This window comes from Stenotrophomonas sp. SMYL89, assembly GCF_036319985.1.
GTDB classification, from domain to species: domain Bacteria; phylum Pseudomonadota; class Gammaproteobacteria; order Xanthomonadales; family Xanthomonadaceae; genus Stenotrophomonas; species Stenotrophomonas maltophilia_Q.
In genome coordinates, this window is record NZ_JAWIRW010000002.1 from 290,667 (window position 1) to 307,119 (window position 16,453).

The 16,453-nt window shown below is 67.8% G+C and carries 17 protein-coding genes; 14 read left to right on the forward strand and 3 right to left on the reverse strand.

All coding sequences use genetic code 11. The features are described 5' to 3' along the window. The first annotated feature begins 259 nt into the window (after positions 1–259). The 3 genes from uvrA to V3B41_RS04050 all read left to right on the forward strand — a co-directional run bounded on the left by uvrA (position 260) and on the right by V3B41_RS04050 (position 4,548). Positions 260–3,253: an excinuclease ABC subunit UvrA gene (gene uvrA, locus V3B41_RS04040; protein WP_329860160.1), complete on the forward strand. Its 2,994-nt coding sequence runs from the start codon at positions 260–262 to the stop codon at positions 3,251–3,253. Continuing rightward, the gene (locus V3B41_RS04045; RefSeq protein WP_049427655.1) at positions 3,253–3,660 is read left to right on the forward strand and encodes a thioesterase family protein; all 408 of its coding nucleotides are present in this window, start codon (positions 3,253–3,255) and stop codon (positions 3,658–3,660) included. Before uvrA ends, V3B41_RS04045 begins: the two co-directional genes overlap by 1 nt. Before the next feature lie 162 nt (positions 3,661–3,822). Then, positions 3,823–4,548: an enolase gene (locus V3B41_RS04050; RefSeq protein ID WP_329860162.1), complete on the forward strand. Its 726-nt coding sequence runs from the start codon at positions 3,823–3,825 to the stop codon at positions 4,546–4,548. A gap of 183 nt (positions 4,549–4,731) precedes the next feature. On the opposite strand, the gene V3B41_RS04055 is transcribed toward V3B41_RS04050, so the two are convergent. Beyond that, a complete protein-coding gene (locus V3B41_RS04055; RefSeq protein ID WP_049427658.1) occupies positions 4,732–5,178 on the reverse strand; it encodes a copper chaperone PCu(A)C in 447 nt (148 codons plus the stop codon). Between the two features lie 34 nt (positions 5,179–5,212). On the opposite strand from V3B41_RS04055, the gene V3B41_RS04060 reads away from it, so the two are divergent. The 4 genes from V3B41_RS04060 to V3B41_RS04075 all read left to right on the forward strand — a co-directional run bounded on the left by V3B41_RS04060 (position 5,213) and on the right by V3B41_RS04075 (position 9,042). Next, entirely contained in the window at positions 5,213–5,989 is a 777-nt protein-coding gene (locus V3B41_RS04060; protein WP_197620193.1) for an enoyl-CoA hydratase/isomerase family protein, read from the forward strand. 188 nt (positions 5,990–6,177) lie between these two features. Further along, complete coding sequence (tesB, locus tag V3B41_RS04065) at positions 6,178–7,086, forward strand: acyl-CoA thioesterase II (protein WP_005412623.1); 909 nt, start codon at positions 6,178–6,180, stop codon at positions 7,084–7,086. 4 nt (positions 7,087–7,090) lie between these two features. Next, complete coding sequence (locus tag V3B41_RS04070; protein ID WP_100443652.1) at positions 7,091–7,600, forward strand: pathogenicity-like protein; 510 nt, start codon at positions 7,091–7,093, stop codon at positions 7,598–7,600. Between the two features lie 224 nt (positions 7,601–7,824). Next, complete coding sequence (locus V3B41_RS04075; protein ID WP_049427811.1) at positions 7,825–9,042, forward strand: RNA polymerase sigma factor; 1,218 nt, start codon at positions 7,825–7,827, stop codon at positions 9,040–9,042. 51 nt (positions 9,043–9,093) lie between these two features. Here V3B41_RS04075 and V3B41_RS04080 read toward each other — a convergent pair whose 3' ends face one another. Further along, on the reverse strand, positions 9,094–9,660 hold the full coding sequence (locus V3B41_RS04080) for an EF-hand domain-containing protein (protein ID WP_197620195.1): 567 nt from the start codon (positions 9,658–9,660) through the stop codon (positions 9,094–9,096). Positions 9,661–9,817: 157 nt separating this feature from the next. On the opposite strand from V3B41_RS04080, the gene V3B41_RS04085 reads away from it, so the two are divergent. Then, entirely contained in the window at positions 9,818–10,573 is a 756-nt protein-coding gene (locus V3B41_RS04085; RefSeq protein WP_197620196.1) for an arginyltransferase, read from the forward strand. A gap of 37 nt (positions 10,574–10,610) precedes the next feature. Next, positions 10,611–11,819, forward strand: coding sequence for an endonuclease/exonuclease/phosphatase family protein (locus V3B41_RS04090; protein ID WP_329860167.1), 1,209 nt, complete (start codon positions 10,611–10,613; stop codon positions 11,817–11,819). Positions 11,820–11,960: 141 nt separating this feature from the next. Here the strand turns inward: V3B41_RS04090 and purT are convergent, their stop codons facing one another. Continuing rightward, positions 11,961–13,148: a formate-dependent phosphoribosylglycinamide formyltransferase gene (gene purT, locus V3B41_RS04095; RefSeq protein ID WP_197632917.1), complete on the reverse strand. Its 1,188-nt coding sequence runs from the start codon at positions 13,146–13,148 to the stop codon at positions 11,961–11,963. A gap of 137 nt (positions 13,149–13,285) precedes the next feature. On the opposite strand from purT, the gene V3B41_RS04100 reads away from it, so the two are divergent. The 5 genes from V3B41_RS04100 to V3B41_RS04120 are packed head-to-tail and all read left to right on the forward strand — an operon-like array spanning position 13,286 to position 16,451. Then, a complete protein-coding gene (locus tag V3B41_RS04100; protein ID WP_019659308.1) occupies positions 13,286–14,167 on the forward strand; it encodes an SPFH domain-containing protein in 882 nt (293 codons plus the stop codon). A gap of 46 nt (positions 14,168–14,213) precedes the next feature. Then, positions 14,214–14,393, forward strand: coding sequence for a hypothetical protein (locus tag V3B41_RS04105; protein WP_005408543.1), 180 nt, complete (start codon positions 14,214–14,216; stop codon positions 14,391–14,393). Further along, on the forward strand, positions 14,390–14,569 hold the full coding sequence (locus V3B41_RS04110) for a DUF4177 domain-containing protein (RefSeq protein ID WP_106549423.1): 180 nt from the start codon (positions 14,390–14,392) through the stop codon (positions 14,567–14,569). The genes V3B41_RS04105 and V3B41_RS04110 overlap by 4 nt, the downstream gene beginning before the upstream one ends. 2 nt (positions 14,570–14,571) lie before the next feature. Continuing rightward, on the forward strand, positions 14,572–15,861 hold the full coding sequence (locus V3B41_RS04115; RefSeq protein ID WP_329860171.1) for an alpha/beta fold hydrolase: 1,290 nt from the start codon (positions 14,572–14,574) through the stop codon (positions 15,859–15,861). Further along, positions 15,858–16,451 carry a PH domain-containing protein gene (locus tag V3B41_RS04120; RefSeq protein ID WP_295550799.1) on the forward strand — a complete coding sequence of 198 codons (594 nt, stop codon included), beginning with the start codon at positions 15,858–15,860 and terminating at the stop codon, positions 16,449–16,451. Before V3B41_RS04115 ends, V3B41_RS04120 begins: the two co-directional genes overlap by 4 nt. Positions 16,452–16,453: the final 2 nt, after the last annotated feature.

Here is a 16,453-nt window from a genome sequence, read left to right on the forward strand (position 1 = left end):
GAGCGGAATTGTACGCAGATCAGCGGGCGCGGGTCAAGTCAACCCCTGAACGGCCTGGGAGGCCCGGCCGGAACGGGGTCAGATCCCTTTTCACGTTGTGAAAAGGGATCTGACCCCTGCCTTTCGGCCTGTCTCAGAAGGTGAGACACCGGGCTGGCATTGTCGCCCATTGCCCCCATCTGGTCACCTCGGTAGGCTGACCGATTGCCGTTCCCTGCTGGCCCGGCACCCAGCCAACGCCCCCACAACCGGATTCCCCATGGCGATGGATTTCATCCGCATCCGCGGCGCGCGGACGCACAACCTGAAGAACCTCGACCTCGACCTGCCCCGCGACAAGCTGATCGTGATCACCGGCCTGTCCGGTTCGGGCAAGTCCTCGCTGGCGTTCGACACCATCTATGCAGAAGGCCAGCGCCGCTACGTCGAGTCGCTGTCGGCCTATGCACGCCAGTTCCTGAGCGTGATGGAAAAGCCGGACCTGGACCACATCGAGGGCCTGTCCCCGGCCATCTCGATCGAGCAGAAGTCGACCTCGCACAACCCGCGTTCGACGGTCGGCACGATCACCGAAATCTACGACTACCTGCGCCTGCTGTACGCCCGCGTCGGCACCCCGCGCTGCCCGGACCACGGCTATCCACTGGAAGCGCAGACGGTCAGCCAGATGGTCGATCAGGTGCTGACCCTGGACCCGGAACAGCGCTACATGCTGCTGGCGCCGGTCATCCGCGACCGCAAGGGCGAGCACGCGCAGGTGTTCGACCAGCTGCGCGCGCAGGGCTTCGTGCGCGTGCGCGTGGACGGTGAGCTGCATGAAATCGACGCGGTGCCGCCGCTGGCGCTGCGCCAGAAGCACACCATCGAGGCGGTGATCGACCGCTTCCGCCCGCGCGAGGACATCAAGCAGCGCCTGGCCGAGAGCTTCGAGACCGCGCTGAAACTGGGCGACGGCATGGCCTCGGTGCAGAGCCTGGACACTGCCGATGCCGCGCCGACCCTGTTCTCCTCCAAGTATTCCTGCCCGGTCTGCGACTACTCGCTGCCGGAGCTGGAACCGCGCCTGTTCTCGTTCAACGCACCGATGGGCGCCTGTCCCGGCTGCGATGGCCTGGGCATGGCCGAATTCTTCGATCCTTCGCGCGTGGTGGTGCACCCCGAGCTGTCGCTGGCCGCCGGTGCGGTGCGCGGCTGGGACCGCCGCAATGCCTACTACTTCCAGCTGATCGCCTCGCTGGCCAAGCACTACAGGTTCGACGTCGACGCGGCGTGGAACTCGCTGCCGGAGAACGTGCAGCAGGCCGTGCTCTACGGCAGTGGCGATGAAGCGATCACCTTCACCTACTTCACCGAAGCCGGTGGCCGCACCCAGCGCAAGCACCGCTTCGAAGGCATCATTCCCAACCTCGAGCGCCGCTACAAGGAAACCGAATCGCCGGCGGTGCGCGAAGAGCTGTCCAAGTACATCAGCGAACAGCCGTGCCCGGAATGCCATGGCGCCCGCCTCAACAAGGCGGCACGCAACGTGTTCGTGGCCGACCGCCCGCTGCCGGACCTGGTGGTGCTGCCGATCGACGAGGCGCTGAAGTTCTTCAGCGAGCTGAGCCTGCCGGGCTGGCGTGGCGAGATCGCCTCGAAGATCGTCAAGGAAATCGGCGAACGCCTCGGCTTCCTGGTCGATGTGGGCCTGGATTACCTGACCCTGGAACGCAAGGCCGACACCCTGTCCGGTGGCGAGGCACAGCGCATCCGCCTGGCCAGCCAGATCGGCGCCGGTCTGGTCGGCGTGATGTACGTGCTCGACGAGCCGTCCATCGGCCTGCACCAGCGCGACAACGAACGCCTGCTCGGCACCCTCACCCGCCTGCGTGACCTGGGCAACACGGTGATCGTGGTCGAGCATGACGAGGATGCGATCCGCCTGGCCGACTATGTACTGGACATCGGCCCGGGCGCGGGCGTGCATGGCGGCGAGATCGTCGGCCAGGGCACCCTGCAGGATATCCTGGAGGCACCACGTTCACTGACCGGCCAGTACCTGTCGGGCAAGCGCGCGATCGAGATTCCGGCGCGCCGGCACAAGCCGAACCCGAAGATGACCCTGCACCTGCGCGGGGCCAGCGGCAACAACCTGAAGGGCGTGGACCTGGCGATTCCGTCGGGCCTGCTGACCTGCGTGACCGGCGTGTCCGGATCGGGCAAGTCGACCCTGATCAACGACACCCTGTTCTCGCTGGCCGCCAACGAGATCAATGGTTCCTCGCACCCGATCGCCCCGTACAAGGAGATCGATGGCCTGGACCTGTTCGACAAGGTGGTGGACATCGACCAGTCGCCGATCGGCCGCACCCCGCGCTCGAACCCGGCCACCTACACCGGCCTGTTCACCCCGCTGCGCGAGCTGTTCGCGCAGGTGCCCGAAGCGCGTGCGCGTGGTTATTCGCCGGGCCGTTTCAGCTTCAACGTGCGTGGTGGCCGCTGCGAGGCCTGCCAGGGCGATGGCCTGATCAAGGTCGAGATGCACTTCCTGCCGGACGTGTACGTGCCGTGCGATGTCTGCCACGGCAAGCGCTACAACCGCGAGACGCTGGAGATCCTGTACAAGGGCTTCAACATCAACGACGTGCTGGAAATGACCGTCGAGGATGCGCTGAAGCTGTTCGAGCCGGTGCCGTCAATCGCCCGCAAGCTGGAAACGCTGGTGGACGTGGGCCTGAGCTACATCAAGCTGGGCCAGAGCGCGACCACGCTGTCCGGTGGTGAAGCGCAGCGCGTGAAACTGTCCAAGGAGCTGTCGCGCCGCGATACCGGCCGTACCCTGTACATCCTCGACGAGCCGACCACCGGCCTGCACTTCCACGACATCGAAGCGCTGCTGGGCGTGCTGCACAAGCTGCGCGACGAGGGCAATACGGTGGTGGTGATCGAGCACAACCTCGACGTGATCAAGACCGCCGACTGGATCGTCGACCTGGGCCCGGAAGGCGGCCATCGCGGTGGCACCATCCTGGTCACCGGCACGCCGGAAGACGTGGCGGCCTGCCCGCAGTCGTACACCGGCCAGTTCCTGGCTCGCATGCTGCCCTCCACCAGCGCGCGCCCGGAACAGCCGGCCGCGGTGGCCAACAAGCCCGATGCCCGGCCGCCGCGCAAGGTGAAACCTGAGAAGCCGGCCAAGGTGGCGAAGAAGGCGGTGGCCGCCAAGAGCACCGGCAAGGCCAGCAAGAGCACGACGAAGAAGAAGGACGCCTGATGAGCAGCGAACACAAGATCCTGGCCCGCATCCCGATCAGCGTGCGCTGGCGCGACATGGACAGCATGGGCCACGTCAACAACGCCAAATACATTTCCTACCTGGAAGAAGCGCGCGTGCGCTGGATGCTGGGCGTGGACGGCGTATCGATGACCGACCGCATCGCACCGGTGGTGGCCGCGACCAACGTCAATTACAGGCTGCCGATCGTGTGGCCCAACGACATCCTGGTCGAACTGTTCGTCGAGCGCCTGGGCAACAGCAGCGTGACCATCGGCCACCGCATCGTCGACCAGCAGGACGATTCGAAGCTGTATTCGGACGGCAACGTGGTGGTGGTCTGGATGGATACGCAGACCGGCAGGAGTGCGCCGCTGCCGGAGGCGATCCGCAGCGCGTCGACCTGACGCGCATCGGGGAGTGGGGGGGGGGGGGGGGGGGGCGCGCGGGGGGGGGGGGGGGGGCGCGCGGGCGGCGGCGGGGTGGCCGGCCCGGGGCCCGCCACCCTCCAGTGGTTTCCGGGAGGCCGGCCAGCGGCCGGCACTCCCGATCCAATTCAAAGGACTGACATGATCCACCAGACTGAACTGCGCGACCTGCTGCCCGGCATGGTCCCTTTCCCCACCGACGTCTTCCCCGCTGACCAGGCGTGGCTCGGCCAGCACCTGCTGCCGCTACTGAAGATCGACCTGGGTGTGCTGCGCCCGGAACTGGCCGGCCAGGTGGCAACGATGCTGTGCCCGATCGAGCCGTATGACGGCTGCATCGGTGAGACCACCGAAGCGCACCACAACGATTTCACCGGCACCAACTGGATCGCCTTCGAACTGACTGCCGACAACGAGATGCGTTTCCTCGGCAACGAGGGCTATTTCATCGGCGACCAGGTGGATGACAAGTACACGCGCGAACACATCGCACAGATGCGCGAAAGCTATGCCAAGGCGCGTGACTACCATGCCGCCCATGGCCGCCTGGCCTGCTACTCGCGCTTCGGCAAGGGCGAGCCCAGCGAGCGTGACTACCTGGATACGCTGGGTGGCCCGATCGGTTTCGGCAACTGGACAGAGACTGCAGAGATTCCTGCCGCCTTCGAGCTTGGCTTCACCGAGGCGGCCGATGCCCCCGACGCACCGGACGATGCCGAAACGGTGATCATCACCCGCAATGGCAACAAATTCTTCGCCGTGGCCGACGTAGCCGGCTACAACTGGTGCGCCACCGGTGCCGACGCGATCGTGATGCTCTACGAGCCGATCAGCCGCACGGTGCTGTTCTCGTACGACTGGTCGTAAGCCTGTTTGGTAGTGCCGGGGGGGGGGGGGGGCCCCCCGCGGGGGGGGGCGCGGGGCGCCCAACACAGCCCCGCCCCCCGGGGGGAGGGGCCCGGGTCCGGTGGGGTGTCTCGTGTTTTGGGGCGGGCCGCCCGCGCCCCCCCCCCCCCCGGGGCCCCCCCCCCCCCCGGCACTACCATCCCGCTACGGCGTGGCCTTGCGCACGGTCAACGTTGCGCTCGCTTCGCTCCCCCCTTCCAGCTGCAGCCGCAGCGGCAGCGCCTGCCCTTCCTTCAACGCGCCCTTGCCCTGCATCAGCATCAGGTGCAGGCCACCGGGCTTGAGCTCGGCACGGGCGCCCGGTGCCAATGGCAGGCGTTCAATGGCCCGCATCCGGCTGACCCCGTCGACGATCGTGGTCTCGTGCAGCGACACATCTCCGAAGCCACTGCTGGCCGCGCCAGTGATCACCACCGCCTTGCTGCAGCCGTTGTGGATCACGCCGTAGCCGGCGGTCATCGGCATCGCCGGATTCGGTGGCAACCGCGCCCAGCCCTGCTCCACCGTGACGCAGCCAGATTCCGCGGCCGAGGCCGATGCTGCGGCCGCACACAGAACCAACAGTACGCCAACGAATGGTTTGGTTATCATCGCCCAGGTTCCTTCTTCGCAACGAGACCGCAGCATGACGACGCTCATCGAGGTGATCAACCATGGCCCCATCCGCGAACTGCGCCTGGCGCGGCCGCCGGTCAACGCACTGGACACCGAACTGTGCCGGCAGTTGATCCATGCCATCGAGCTGGCCATGGCCGAAGACGCGCACGGCATCGTGCTGTCGGGCAGCGAGCGCATCTTCACCGGCGGCATGGACGTGCCGCACCTGCTCTCGCATGGCGATGACAAGCACAAGCTGCAGGACACCTGGAACGCCTTCTTTGGCGCCGTGCGCACGCTGGCCGAAAGCCGCATCCCGGTGGTCGCGGCGATCACCGGCCACGCCCCGGCCGGCGGCTGCGTGCTGGCCCTGTGCTGCGACTACCGGGTGATGGCGCGCAGCGCCGATCCGTCGCGGCCGTATGCCATCGGCCTGAACGAAGTCCAGGTCGGCCTGATCGCACCGGAGGGCATCCAGCGCCTGTTGCGCCGTGCGGTGGGGGTGCACCGTGCCGGCGTGCTGCTGACCACCGGCTCGCTGGTGCCGGCCGAACAGGCGCTGCAGATCGGCCTGGTTGATGAACTGGCCGAAGGCGACCTGGTGGTGGCGCGCGCCATCGCCTGGCTGCAGAACCTGATCAAGCAGCCGCGCCAGCCGATGCTGCTGACCCGCGCCATCGCCCGCGCCGACCTGCACGAAGCGCTGCACCCGGACCTGATCCAGCTGGACCGCTTCGTCGAGGCCTGGTTCGCCCCGGATGCACAGAACGCGCTGCAGGCCCTGGTGGCGCGCCTGGGCAAGTAAATGTAGTGCCGGCCGCTGGCCGGCAACCGCAGGCGCCCCAAGAGGATCATGAGGCTGGTGGCCAGCGGCCGGCACTACCGATGATCGGCCAGCGCGCGGCATCGGGGGCAGATCCCGTTCGCGAAGCGAAAGGGATCTGACCCCTGACCGGTATAATCAGGCCCTCTTTCACTGCTTTGGCCGCCCCCTTGAACGACACGCCCGAACCCGTCGTCTCCGAGCTGATCGACCTGCTCACGCTGGAGCGGCTGGAGGACAACCTGTTCCGCGGGCAGAGCCGCGACATCGGCACCAAGTACGTGTTCGGCGGGCAGGTGCTGGGCCAGGCGCTGGCCGCCGCGCAGGCCACGGTCGACAACGGCCGCCACGTGCATTCGCTGCACGCCTATTTCCTGCGCGCCGGCAACATCGACCACCCGATCGTCTACGACGTGGACCGCACCCGCGATGGCGGCAGCTTCTCGGTGCGCCGGGTCACCGCGATCCAGCACGGCAAGGTGATCTTCTTCTGCGCGGCCTCGTTCCAGCAGGCCGAAACCGGCGCCGAGCACCAGCACAAGATGCCTGAAGTGCCGCAGCCGGAAGACATCGAACCGAACCGGCCGCTGCCGGCTGAAGTGCTGGAACGGCTGCCTATCAAGGTGCAGCGCTGGCTGTCGCGTGGCGGTCCGTTCGAGTTCCGCCACGTCTACCCGCGTGACGAACTGAACCCGCCCAAGCGCCCGCCCTACCACCAGGTGTGGCTGCGCCTGAGCGAACCGGTTGGCGATGCACCGGAGCTGCACCAGGCGCTGCTGGCCTATGCCTCCGATTTCCACCTGCTGGGCACGGCGACCTTCCCGCACGGCATCAGCTACTACCACCCGCACGTGCAGATGGCCTCGCTCGACCACGCCATCTGGTTCCATCGCCCGTTCCGCGCCGACGACTGGCTGCTGTACTCGCTGGACAGCCCCAGCGCGCAGGATTCGCGCGGCCTGGCCCGCGGCCAGTTTTTCACCCGCAACGGCGTGCTGGTGGCCAGCACCGCGCAGGAAGGCCTGATCCGCGTCGTTCCCGACCAGGCTGCGGCCGCCGCCGTGCCGGCCAAGGAGTAAACCCATGCGCCAGATCTTCAGCAGCCAGCGCGTGGAAACCGTCGAGGGCGTGGCCGAGCTCCTGCGCGAGCACGGCATCGAGGTCAAGGTGACCAACGGGCGCTCGTACAAGACCCGCCGCCGCGGCCAGTTCAGCTACACCGACCTCGGCAACGCCAATGCCTATCCGGCGGTGTGGATCGTGCGCGCCGACGATCAGCCGCGCGCGCGCGAAATCCTGCGCGAGGCGCGCCTGCTCGACACCACCCGCCGCGACCACCCCACGGCCGAGTTCGCCTTCCGCGACGCGCCTGAAGCGGGCAGCGGCGGCCGCAGCTGGGCCTGGCGCATCCGCATCGCGCTGCTGGTGGTGATCGCCGGCGTGGCACTGGTGATCGGCCTGCGCCACCGCGGCGCCCCGGCGCCTGCGGCACCGGCCCCTGCCCCGCAGGCCCAGCCTCAGCAGGCGCAACCGGCCCCGGAGGCCGCGCCGGAAGAGGAAGAAGTGCGGGTCCGCATCCAGCCGTCCAAGTAAGGGGCGGTAGCGCCGGGCCATGCCCGGCGAGCACAGCGACCTGGCAGCGGGGCGGCGATTTCACCGTAACCCGTCAGGATTGGAGCCCCCTTGTTGTTCAAGGGGGTGCGCCAACGGCGCGGCGATGAAGTGGAATGCGCGGACCGCAGATGCATCAGCATCTGCGGTCACATTGGGCGCGCAGCTCCGTCTTGGGACACAATCCCAGCAGGAGTGCCGCCGCCATGACGACGTTCGCCGCATCGATCGACCAGACCCTGGAACGCGAACTGCCGGCCGCCGCCAGCGGTTGCCAGCACGCCTATGGCCGAATCGTTCTGGCCTGCCAGAACACGGTCACTGCCATCGCGCTGGCCATCACCCGCGACCGCCAGGCCAGCGAGGACATCGCTCAGGAAGCCTTCGTGAAGGGCTGGCAGCAGCTGCACCAGCTGCGCAGCTCGACCAGCTTCCTGCCGTGGCTGCGGCAGATCACCCGCAACCTGGCCCGTGACTGGTTGCGTGCGCAACGTGGCCGGCCCCTCTCCGGCGAGGCGGCCGAAGTGGCGCTGGGGATGGCCGCCGATCCGTCGCCGAGCACAGCCGACCGGTTGCAGCGTGTGGAAGAAGAGATCGCCGCCGAGGACATCATCTCCGCCCTGCCCGCCGACAGCCGCGAAGTACTGCTGCTGTACTACCGCGAGGGCCAGCGCTCGCAGCAGGTGGCCGACCTGCTCGGGCTCAGCGACGCGGCGGTGCGCAAGCGCCTGTCACGCGCCCGCGCCCTGGTGCGTGACGGCCTGTTGCAGCGCTTCGGCGAGTTCGCCCGCAGCAGTGCACCGAGCGCCGCGTTCGCCACCGCCGTGGTGTCGATGGTGCTGGTCGCAGCGCCGGGTACGGCCAGTGCTGCGATCCTGCTCAGCACTGGTGTCGGCATCGGTGGCAGCAAGCTCGGCCTGGGCGGCGCCAGCGCTGCCGGCGGGACCGCAATGGGCACGCTGACCGCTACGCTGGGCCAGCTGCACGTGATCCCGGCCGAAAACTGGGGGGCGATCGCCGGTGCCGTCATCGGCGGTGCGATCGGCAGCTACCTCGGTGCGCGCTTCCTGATGTCGTACACCGGGACCGAAGACGAACGTACGCAGGTGCGACGCTTTGTGCGTATCAACACCGGCACCGGCCTGGCCTGGTGCCTGGTAATGCTGGTGGCGACGTTGTTGCAGGTGCCGATGTGGAGCCAGTTGCTGCTGTTGGCACTGGGTCTGGCCGTGGTCAACTACCAGTGCCTGGTGCCGCTGCAGCGCCTGATGGCACCGATGATCGCACGTGATTCAGCGAGGCGCGGCCGCAGTGGAACCAACTGGAAATTCGAATCCCTGTATGGCCGCACCGGCATCATCGGCGCGAACGTGTTCGTGATCGCCCTGGTGGTGTATTCGCTGATGCGCAGCGGAAACCTGTAACGAACAACGCCGGCAGTGCGCCGGCGTTGTCGTGGATCATCGCGTTGAAACTCAGCGCTGCGGCTGCGGCTTCGGCACGCTGCCATCGCGCGGACCGCCATGACGCGGGCCGCCGTGCATCGGGCCCTTGGCTGCGTCGAACTCGGCCTTGCTCAACTGGCCGTCCTTGTTGGTGTCGGCGGCAGCGAACCAGGCATCACGGCGCTGCTTCATGCGCAGCTCGCGGTCGGCCTTGTCGAGGTAGCCGTCCTTGTTGAGGTCGAGCTGGTCGAAGCGCGCGGTCAGGCGCGGATCGGCCTTGGCTTCCTCGCGGCTGATGCGCCCGTCCTTGTTGACGTCCAGCTTGGCCCAGCGCTCGCCGCCGTGGCCACGGCGACCATGCTGCCAGCGCGGCAGTTCATCGCGCGAAAGCTTGCCATCCTTGTTCTTGTCCAGCTGGTCGAACTTCGCGGCCAGACGCGGGTTGACAGCGGCCTCGCTGCGATCGATGACGCCGTCGCCGTTGGTGTCCAGCTTGGCCAGGCGCTGTGCCGGCGCGGCCGGGGTATCGGCCGCCAGCGCGATGCCGGAAGCGGAGGTGGCAAGCAGCAGGGCCAGCAACAGGGGGGTACGGATCATGGGGTCACTCCTGGGAATGGGAATTGCGTCGGGGGTGATCACTTCACCCTCGGGAGACAACAACGCCCGGGCGCGACATCGGTTGACGCCGCGGCCGGTTCCATTCATCCGGCGGACAGTCGCCGCCACTGCGACGGGCTGGGGCTATGCTGTGCCCATGGCGATACACGGCGACAGAGACGACGAACTGCGGCTTTTCCAGACCAGCGAGCACCCCTGCGGGTACTGGTCGGACCGGGTGGCGCGCGACCTGGTGCTGGACCCGCACGATCGCCGCCTGGGCGGGCTGTATCCGCTGGCACTGAGCTGGGGCTTCCGCCGCAGCGGCGACCTGGTCTACCGGCCGCATTGTGCGCATTGCCAGGCCTGCGTGGCGGTGCGCATCCCGGTGGCCCGCTTCGCCCCGGACCGCAGCCAGCGCCGCTGTGCCGCCCGCAATGACGACCTGGAGGTGCGGATCACCGCCGCCACCGCCCGTGACGATCTGTTCGCGCTGTACCACCGCTACCTCACCCACCGCCACGCCAATGGCGGCATGGACGACCACGGGCCGCACGAGTTCGAGCAGTTCCTGATCGGCAGCTGGTCACACACCCGCTTCATGGAGATGCGCCTGCCCGGCCGCGACGGCCAGCCCAGCCAGCTGCTGGGGGTGGCAGTGACCGACGTCACCGAGCATGGCCTGTCGGCAGTCTATACCTTCTTCGACCCGGACCACGCCGCGCGCGGGCTGGGCACCTTCGCGATCCTGCAGCAGATCGAGTGGGCCCGCCGCGAGGGGCTGCCGCACGTGTACCTGGGCTACTGGATCCGCGGCCACCAGAAGATGGACTACAAGCGCCGCTTCCATCCGCTGGAGGCGTACGACGGCCGCCGCTGGCACGATTTCGACAACGAACTGGACGGGCGCTGACAAACCGCTGACACCGGGCCGGGTGCAGAATAGGGGGATGAACGCCAAACCCCTGATCTTCGCCCTGGCCCTGCTCTGCGGCGCCACCGCCCCCGCCTTCGCCACGTCCCCCGCGATGACCGAAAAGCCGTCCACTGCGCTGCGCCTGGCCACCTACAACACTTCGCTGTACTCCGACGACGCCGGCGGCCTGATCAAGGAGCTGGAAGGCGACAGCGAACACGCGCGCAAGATCGCCGCGGTACTGCAGCAGGTGCGCCCGGACCTGGTGCTGCTGAACGAGTTCGATTTCGACGACGCCCACCGCGCCGCCGAGCTGTTCCAGAAACGCTACCTGGAAGTGGCCCAGCCCGGCGGCGGCAAGCCACTGCAATTCGCCTACCGCTACCTGGCCCCGGTCAACACCGGCGTGCCGAGCGGCCTGGACCTGGACAACAACGGCGTGGTCGGCGGCGAAGGCCGCAGCCGCGGCAATGACGCCTGGGGATACGGCCTGCACCCGGGCCAGTACGGCATGCTGGTGCTGTCGCGCTACCCGATCGATGAGGCCAAGGTGCGCAGCTTTCAGCTGCTGAAGTGGAGCGCGATGCCCGGCGCAATCCGCCCGGTCGATCCACGTACCGGCCAGAGCTTCTACAACGACCACGTGTGGTCGCAGCTCCGCCTGTCCTCGAAGTCGCATTGGGACGTGCCGGTGAAGACCCCGGCCGGCGTGGTGCATGCGCTGGTATCACACCCGACCCCGCCGGTGTTCGACGGCCCGGAAAAGCGCAACGCTGCGCGCAACCACGACGAACTGCGCCTGTGGCAGGAGTACCTGTCCAGCGGTGACAAGCCGTGGCTGTGCGACGACAAGGGCCAATGCGGTGGCCTGGCGCAGGACGCGCGCTTCGTGATCCTCGGCGACCTCAACAACGACCCGGTCGATGGCGATGGCCGCCATGAGGCGATCGTCGAGCTGATCGAGAACGCCCGCGTGCTGCGCTACCCCACCCCGCGCAGCGTCGGCGGCGAGCAGACCAGCCTGGCTTATGCGGCCAAGGGCATCGAGCGCAAGGGCGCGCCGTTCCACGCCACCGGCGATTTCGGCCCGAAGTCCGGCACCATGCGCCTGGATTACGTGCTACCCTCGACCGGTTTCGAGTATGTGGGCAGCGGCATCTTCTGGCCGGCCAATGAAAGCCCGGAGGCGAAGATCGCCGACGGCAGCGACCACCACCTGGTGTGGGTGGATGTGAAGCCGTAAGGCAGATTGCGCTGTAGAGCCGAGCCCACGCTCGGCTCCCGCGCGCGGCGCGGATTGAAAAGCAGCCGAGCGTGGGCTCGGCTCTACAGAAGAATCGCTCAGCGCAGGGAAAGCCGCCGGGCGTGGCCCGGCGCTACCGCTTTATGGACGCAGTTCGACGCCGATGGCGTCGGCGGCATCACGCGCGATGGCTCGCGCTTCGTCGATGGTCTCGGCGCGCGCCAGGGTCACGCCCACGCGGCGATGACCATGCACGCTCGGCTTGCCGAACAGGCGCACCGCGGTATCCGGCACCTGCAGCGCAGCTGCGACGTTGTTGAAGTACGGCACGCCCTCACCGTGCGCCAGCAGCGCGCACGAGGCCGACGGGCCGCTCTGGCGGATCACCGGGATCGGCAGGCCGAGGATGGCGCGCGCATGCAGCGCGAACTCACTCAGCTCCTGCGATACCAGGGTCACCAGACCGGTATCGTGCGGGCGCGGCGACACTTCGCTGAACCACACTTCGTCGCCCTTCACGAACAGCTCGACACCGAACAGGCCCCAGCCACCGAGGTCGTCGGTGATCGCGCGCGAGATCTCTTCCGCGCGCGCCAGTGCCGCGCTGGACATCGGCTGCGGCTGCCAGCTTTCGCGGTAGTCACCGTCCTTCTGCAGGTGGCCGATCGGTGCGCAGAACGACGTCCCGCCAGCGTGGCGCACGGTCAGCAGGGTGATCTCGTAATCGAAATCGATGAAACCTTCGACGATGCAGCGGCCAGCACCGGCACGGCCACCGGTCTGCGCGTAGTCCCAGGCCGGGGCGATGTCCGCCTCGCTGCGCAGGGTACTCTGGCCCTTGCCCGAGGACGACATCACCGGCTTGACCACGCACGGCAGGCCAATGGCGGCCACTGCGGCGCGGTACTCGGCCTCGGTATCGACGAAGCGGTACGGCGAGGTCGGCAGGCCCAGGGTCTCGGCGGCCAGGCGGCGGATGCCTTCGCGGTCCATGGTCAGGCGCGCGGCGCGCGCGGTCGGGATCACCCGCAGGCCCTGCTCCTGCTCCAGCTGCACCAGGGTCTCGGTGTGGATGGCCTCGATCTCCGGCACTACCAGGTGCGGCTGTTCCTGGGCGATCAGCGCGCGCAGCGCCATCGCGTCCAGCATGTCGATCACGTGCGCGCGGTGCGCAACCTGCATGGCCGGCGCATCGGCGTAGCGGTCGGCCGCGATCACTTCCACGCCCAGCCGCTGCAGCTCGATGGCCACCTCCTTGCCGAGTTCGCCCGAGCCCAGCAGCAGCACGCGGGTGGCGGAGGGGGACAACGGAGTTCCAAGCTTGGCCATGGCGGTTCCAGCAGCGATGTGAAGGCGGGTGGGCATTCTAGCTGGCCGGGCACCCGGACCATGGCATCCGACGGACGGTAGTCGACAAGTGATATCAATTTGATATCTTAATTCCGAACCCTCAAGGACGTACCGCCATGAAAGAGAAGTCGCTTGCCTCCCTCAACGGCCTCGGCACCCTGGCCGGATCCCTGCTGGCCGCGCTGGCCGGCGGCGCGCTGTTCGTGCTGGGGGTGGCGGCCAAGGCCAGCACCGGCTCGCCCAACCTGTTGCTGATGCTGGCCGGCGTGCTGGTGGTCGCTGCCGCAGTCTTCATCCTGGCCGGCCTGTACACCATCCAGCCCAACCAGGCGGCAGTGCTGAGCCTGTTCGGCAAGTACGTCGGTACCGTCAAGGACAACGGCCTGCGCTGGAACAACCCCTTCTACGCCAAGCGCCGGGTGAGCCAGCGCGTGCGCAATTTCGAGAGCGGCAAGCTGAAGGTCAACGAGCTGGACGGCAGCCCGATCGAGATCGCCGCCGTGATCGTCTGGCAGGTGGTCGACGCCTCCGAAGCGGTCTACAACGTGGACGACTACGAGAGCTTCGTACACATCCAGTCCGAATCCGCGCTGCGTGCGATGGCGACCAGCTATCCCTACGACCAGCACGAGGACGGCCAGCTGGCCCTGCGCAGCCATGCCAGCGAGATCTCCCAGCACCTGAAGAACGAGCTGGCCGAACGCCTGGCCGATGCGGGTGTGCAGGTGATCGACGCACGCATCAGCCACCTCGCCTACGCCGCTGAAATTGCCCAGGCCATGCTGCAGCGCCAGCAGGCCAACGCGGTGATCGCTGCACGCACGCGCATCGTGGCTGGTGCCGTCGGCATGGTCGAAATGGCCCTGGCCGAACTGCAGAAGAACGGCGTGGTTGAGCTGGACGAGGAACGCAAGGCGCACATGGTCAGCAACCTGCTGACCGTGCTGTGCTCGGACCGCGGCACCCAGCCGATCGTCAACGCCGGTTCGCTGTACTGAACCACCCTCGCAACGGGGCGTCCCCACCGCCCCGCCAGGAGTTTTCATGAGTGAGAAGAAAGCCTATCCGCTGCGCATCAACGCCGAGGTCCTGGCCGCGGCGCAGCGCTGGGCCGACGACGAGCTGCGCAGCCTCAACGCGCAGATTGAATACGTGCTGCGCGACGCACTGCGCAAGGCAGGACGCCTGCCAAAACCCACGCCATCGCCGGAGGACAAGGAATGAGCACGCGCTGGAGTTACCAGACGATCGAAGTGAAGACCACGATGATGGGCGTCCTGAAGGCCGAGGACATCCAGAGTGAACTGACCCGCCAGGGCCAGCTGGGCTGGGAACTGGTCAACATCATCATTCCGGCGCCGATGCGCCCGGCCATGCTGGTCTTCAAGAAGGAACAGTAGCCATGTCGCGCCATCGCAGATTGCTCATGCTGTCACTGGCCCTGCTGAGCTGCCCGGCGATCGCCGCCGAACCGCAGCAGGTCGCCAACCGCCTGCTCGATCACCTGCAGGCCGGGCGCGTAGCCGAAGCGGAAGCGATGTTCACGCCGCAGATGGCCCAGGCCGTGCCCGCCGAGAAACTGGGCGCCTTGTGGAACTCATTGGGCACACTGCAGGATCGCGGCGCCATCCAGGTGAATACACGACAGGACATGACGCTGGTGGTAGTGCCACTGAAGTTCGCCAGCGGCCGCGTCAATGCGCAGGTAGCGGTGGATGCACAGGACAAGGTGGCCGGCCTGATGCTGCGGCCCGCCGCGGCCGACAAGGCACCACCGCCACCGGCCGATGCCCGCTACAGCGAAGTGGACTTCAGCGTGCCGCAGGCGCGCGGCGCCCTGTCTGGCACCCTGGCACTGCCGAAGGGAGAAGGCCCGTTCCCGGCGGTGGTGCTGGTGCATGGCTCGGGTCCGCAGGACCGCGATGAGACGATCGGTGGCAGTCGCCCGTTCCTGGATGTTGCCCGCGGCCTGGCCGCCCAGGGCATCGCCGTGCTGCGCTATGACAAGCGCACCTTCGCCCGCCCGCAGGATTTCGCCAATGACCGCTTCACCGTCGATGACGAGACCACGCTGGATGCGGAGGCTGCACTGGCCAGCCTGGCCGCCGACCCGCGCGTCAACCGCAAGCGCGTGTTCGTGATGGGCCACAGCCAGGGTGGCATGCTCGCCCCGCGCATCGCCAGCCGCTGGCCGCAGGCGCGCGGCGCGATCCTGTGGGCCGCACCTGCACGAACCCTGCTGGAACTGCTGCCGGAACAGAACCGCTACCTGATGGCACTGGACGGCAGCATCAGTGCGCCCGAGCAGGCCTTCCTCGACCGCCTTGACGCCCAGATCGCCGCAGCACGCAGTGATATACCGGCGCCAGCGAGCGAACTGCCACTGGGCGTTCCTCAATCGTTCTGGAAGAGCGTGGAGGCGGTCAACGCACGGGCCGATGCACAGGCCCTGCACAAGCCACTGCTGATGCTGCACGGCGGCCGCGATTTCCAGGTACCCGATGCCGACTGGGTGCTGTGGCAAAAGGCGCTGGCCGGCCGCGGCGACGTGCAGTGGCAGGCCTATCCGGCGCTCAACCACATCGGCATTGCCGGCAGCGGCCCCAGCTCGCTGCAGGAATACGCGCAACCGGGCCATGTCGATGCGACGCTGATCGATGACGTGGCCACCTGGATCAAGGCGCAGCGATGAGCGGCAGCGACCCGAAGCGCTTCGACGTGGCGGAGAGCTCGCCGTTCCGCGTGCTGTGGGTGGTCCTGCCGCTGCTGCTGGCCTTCGCCATCAGCGTCTACGCGCAGCTTCACACCGCCCGCGCCAACGCGCCGTGGGTGGAAGTGACCCTGTCGCCGCCGTGGTTCCGCATGGGCGGCAGCGCGGCATGGAGCCTGGTGATGATCGCCGCGCTCGGCATCGGGCTGGGCCTGGCCTTCTTCCGGCGCCGGGTGGAGTTCGATGGCGACGTGCTGGACGTCCGTTCAACGATGTACCGACGGCGCGTGCCGGTGGCGCAGCTGCGACTGGACCAGGCCGAGGTGGTCGACCTCGGCCGCGACCGGCGCTATGGCATCCGCTTCAAGACCAACGGTTATTCGATGCCCGGCTTCCATTCCGGCCACTTCCGCCTGCTGGGCGGCGGCAAGGGCTTTGCCCTGGTCACCGACCGCAGCCGCGTCCTGGTGCTGCCGGTACGCGATGGCAGCGCGCTGCTGCTCAGCCTGGACCGGCCACAGGCGCTGCTGGAGGCACTGCGCAAGGTGGCCGCACCAGCACCACAGCAGTAAGC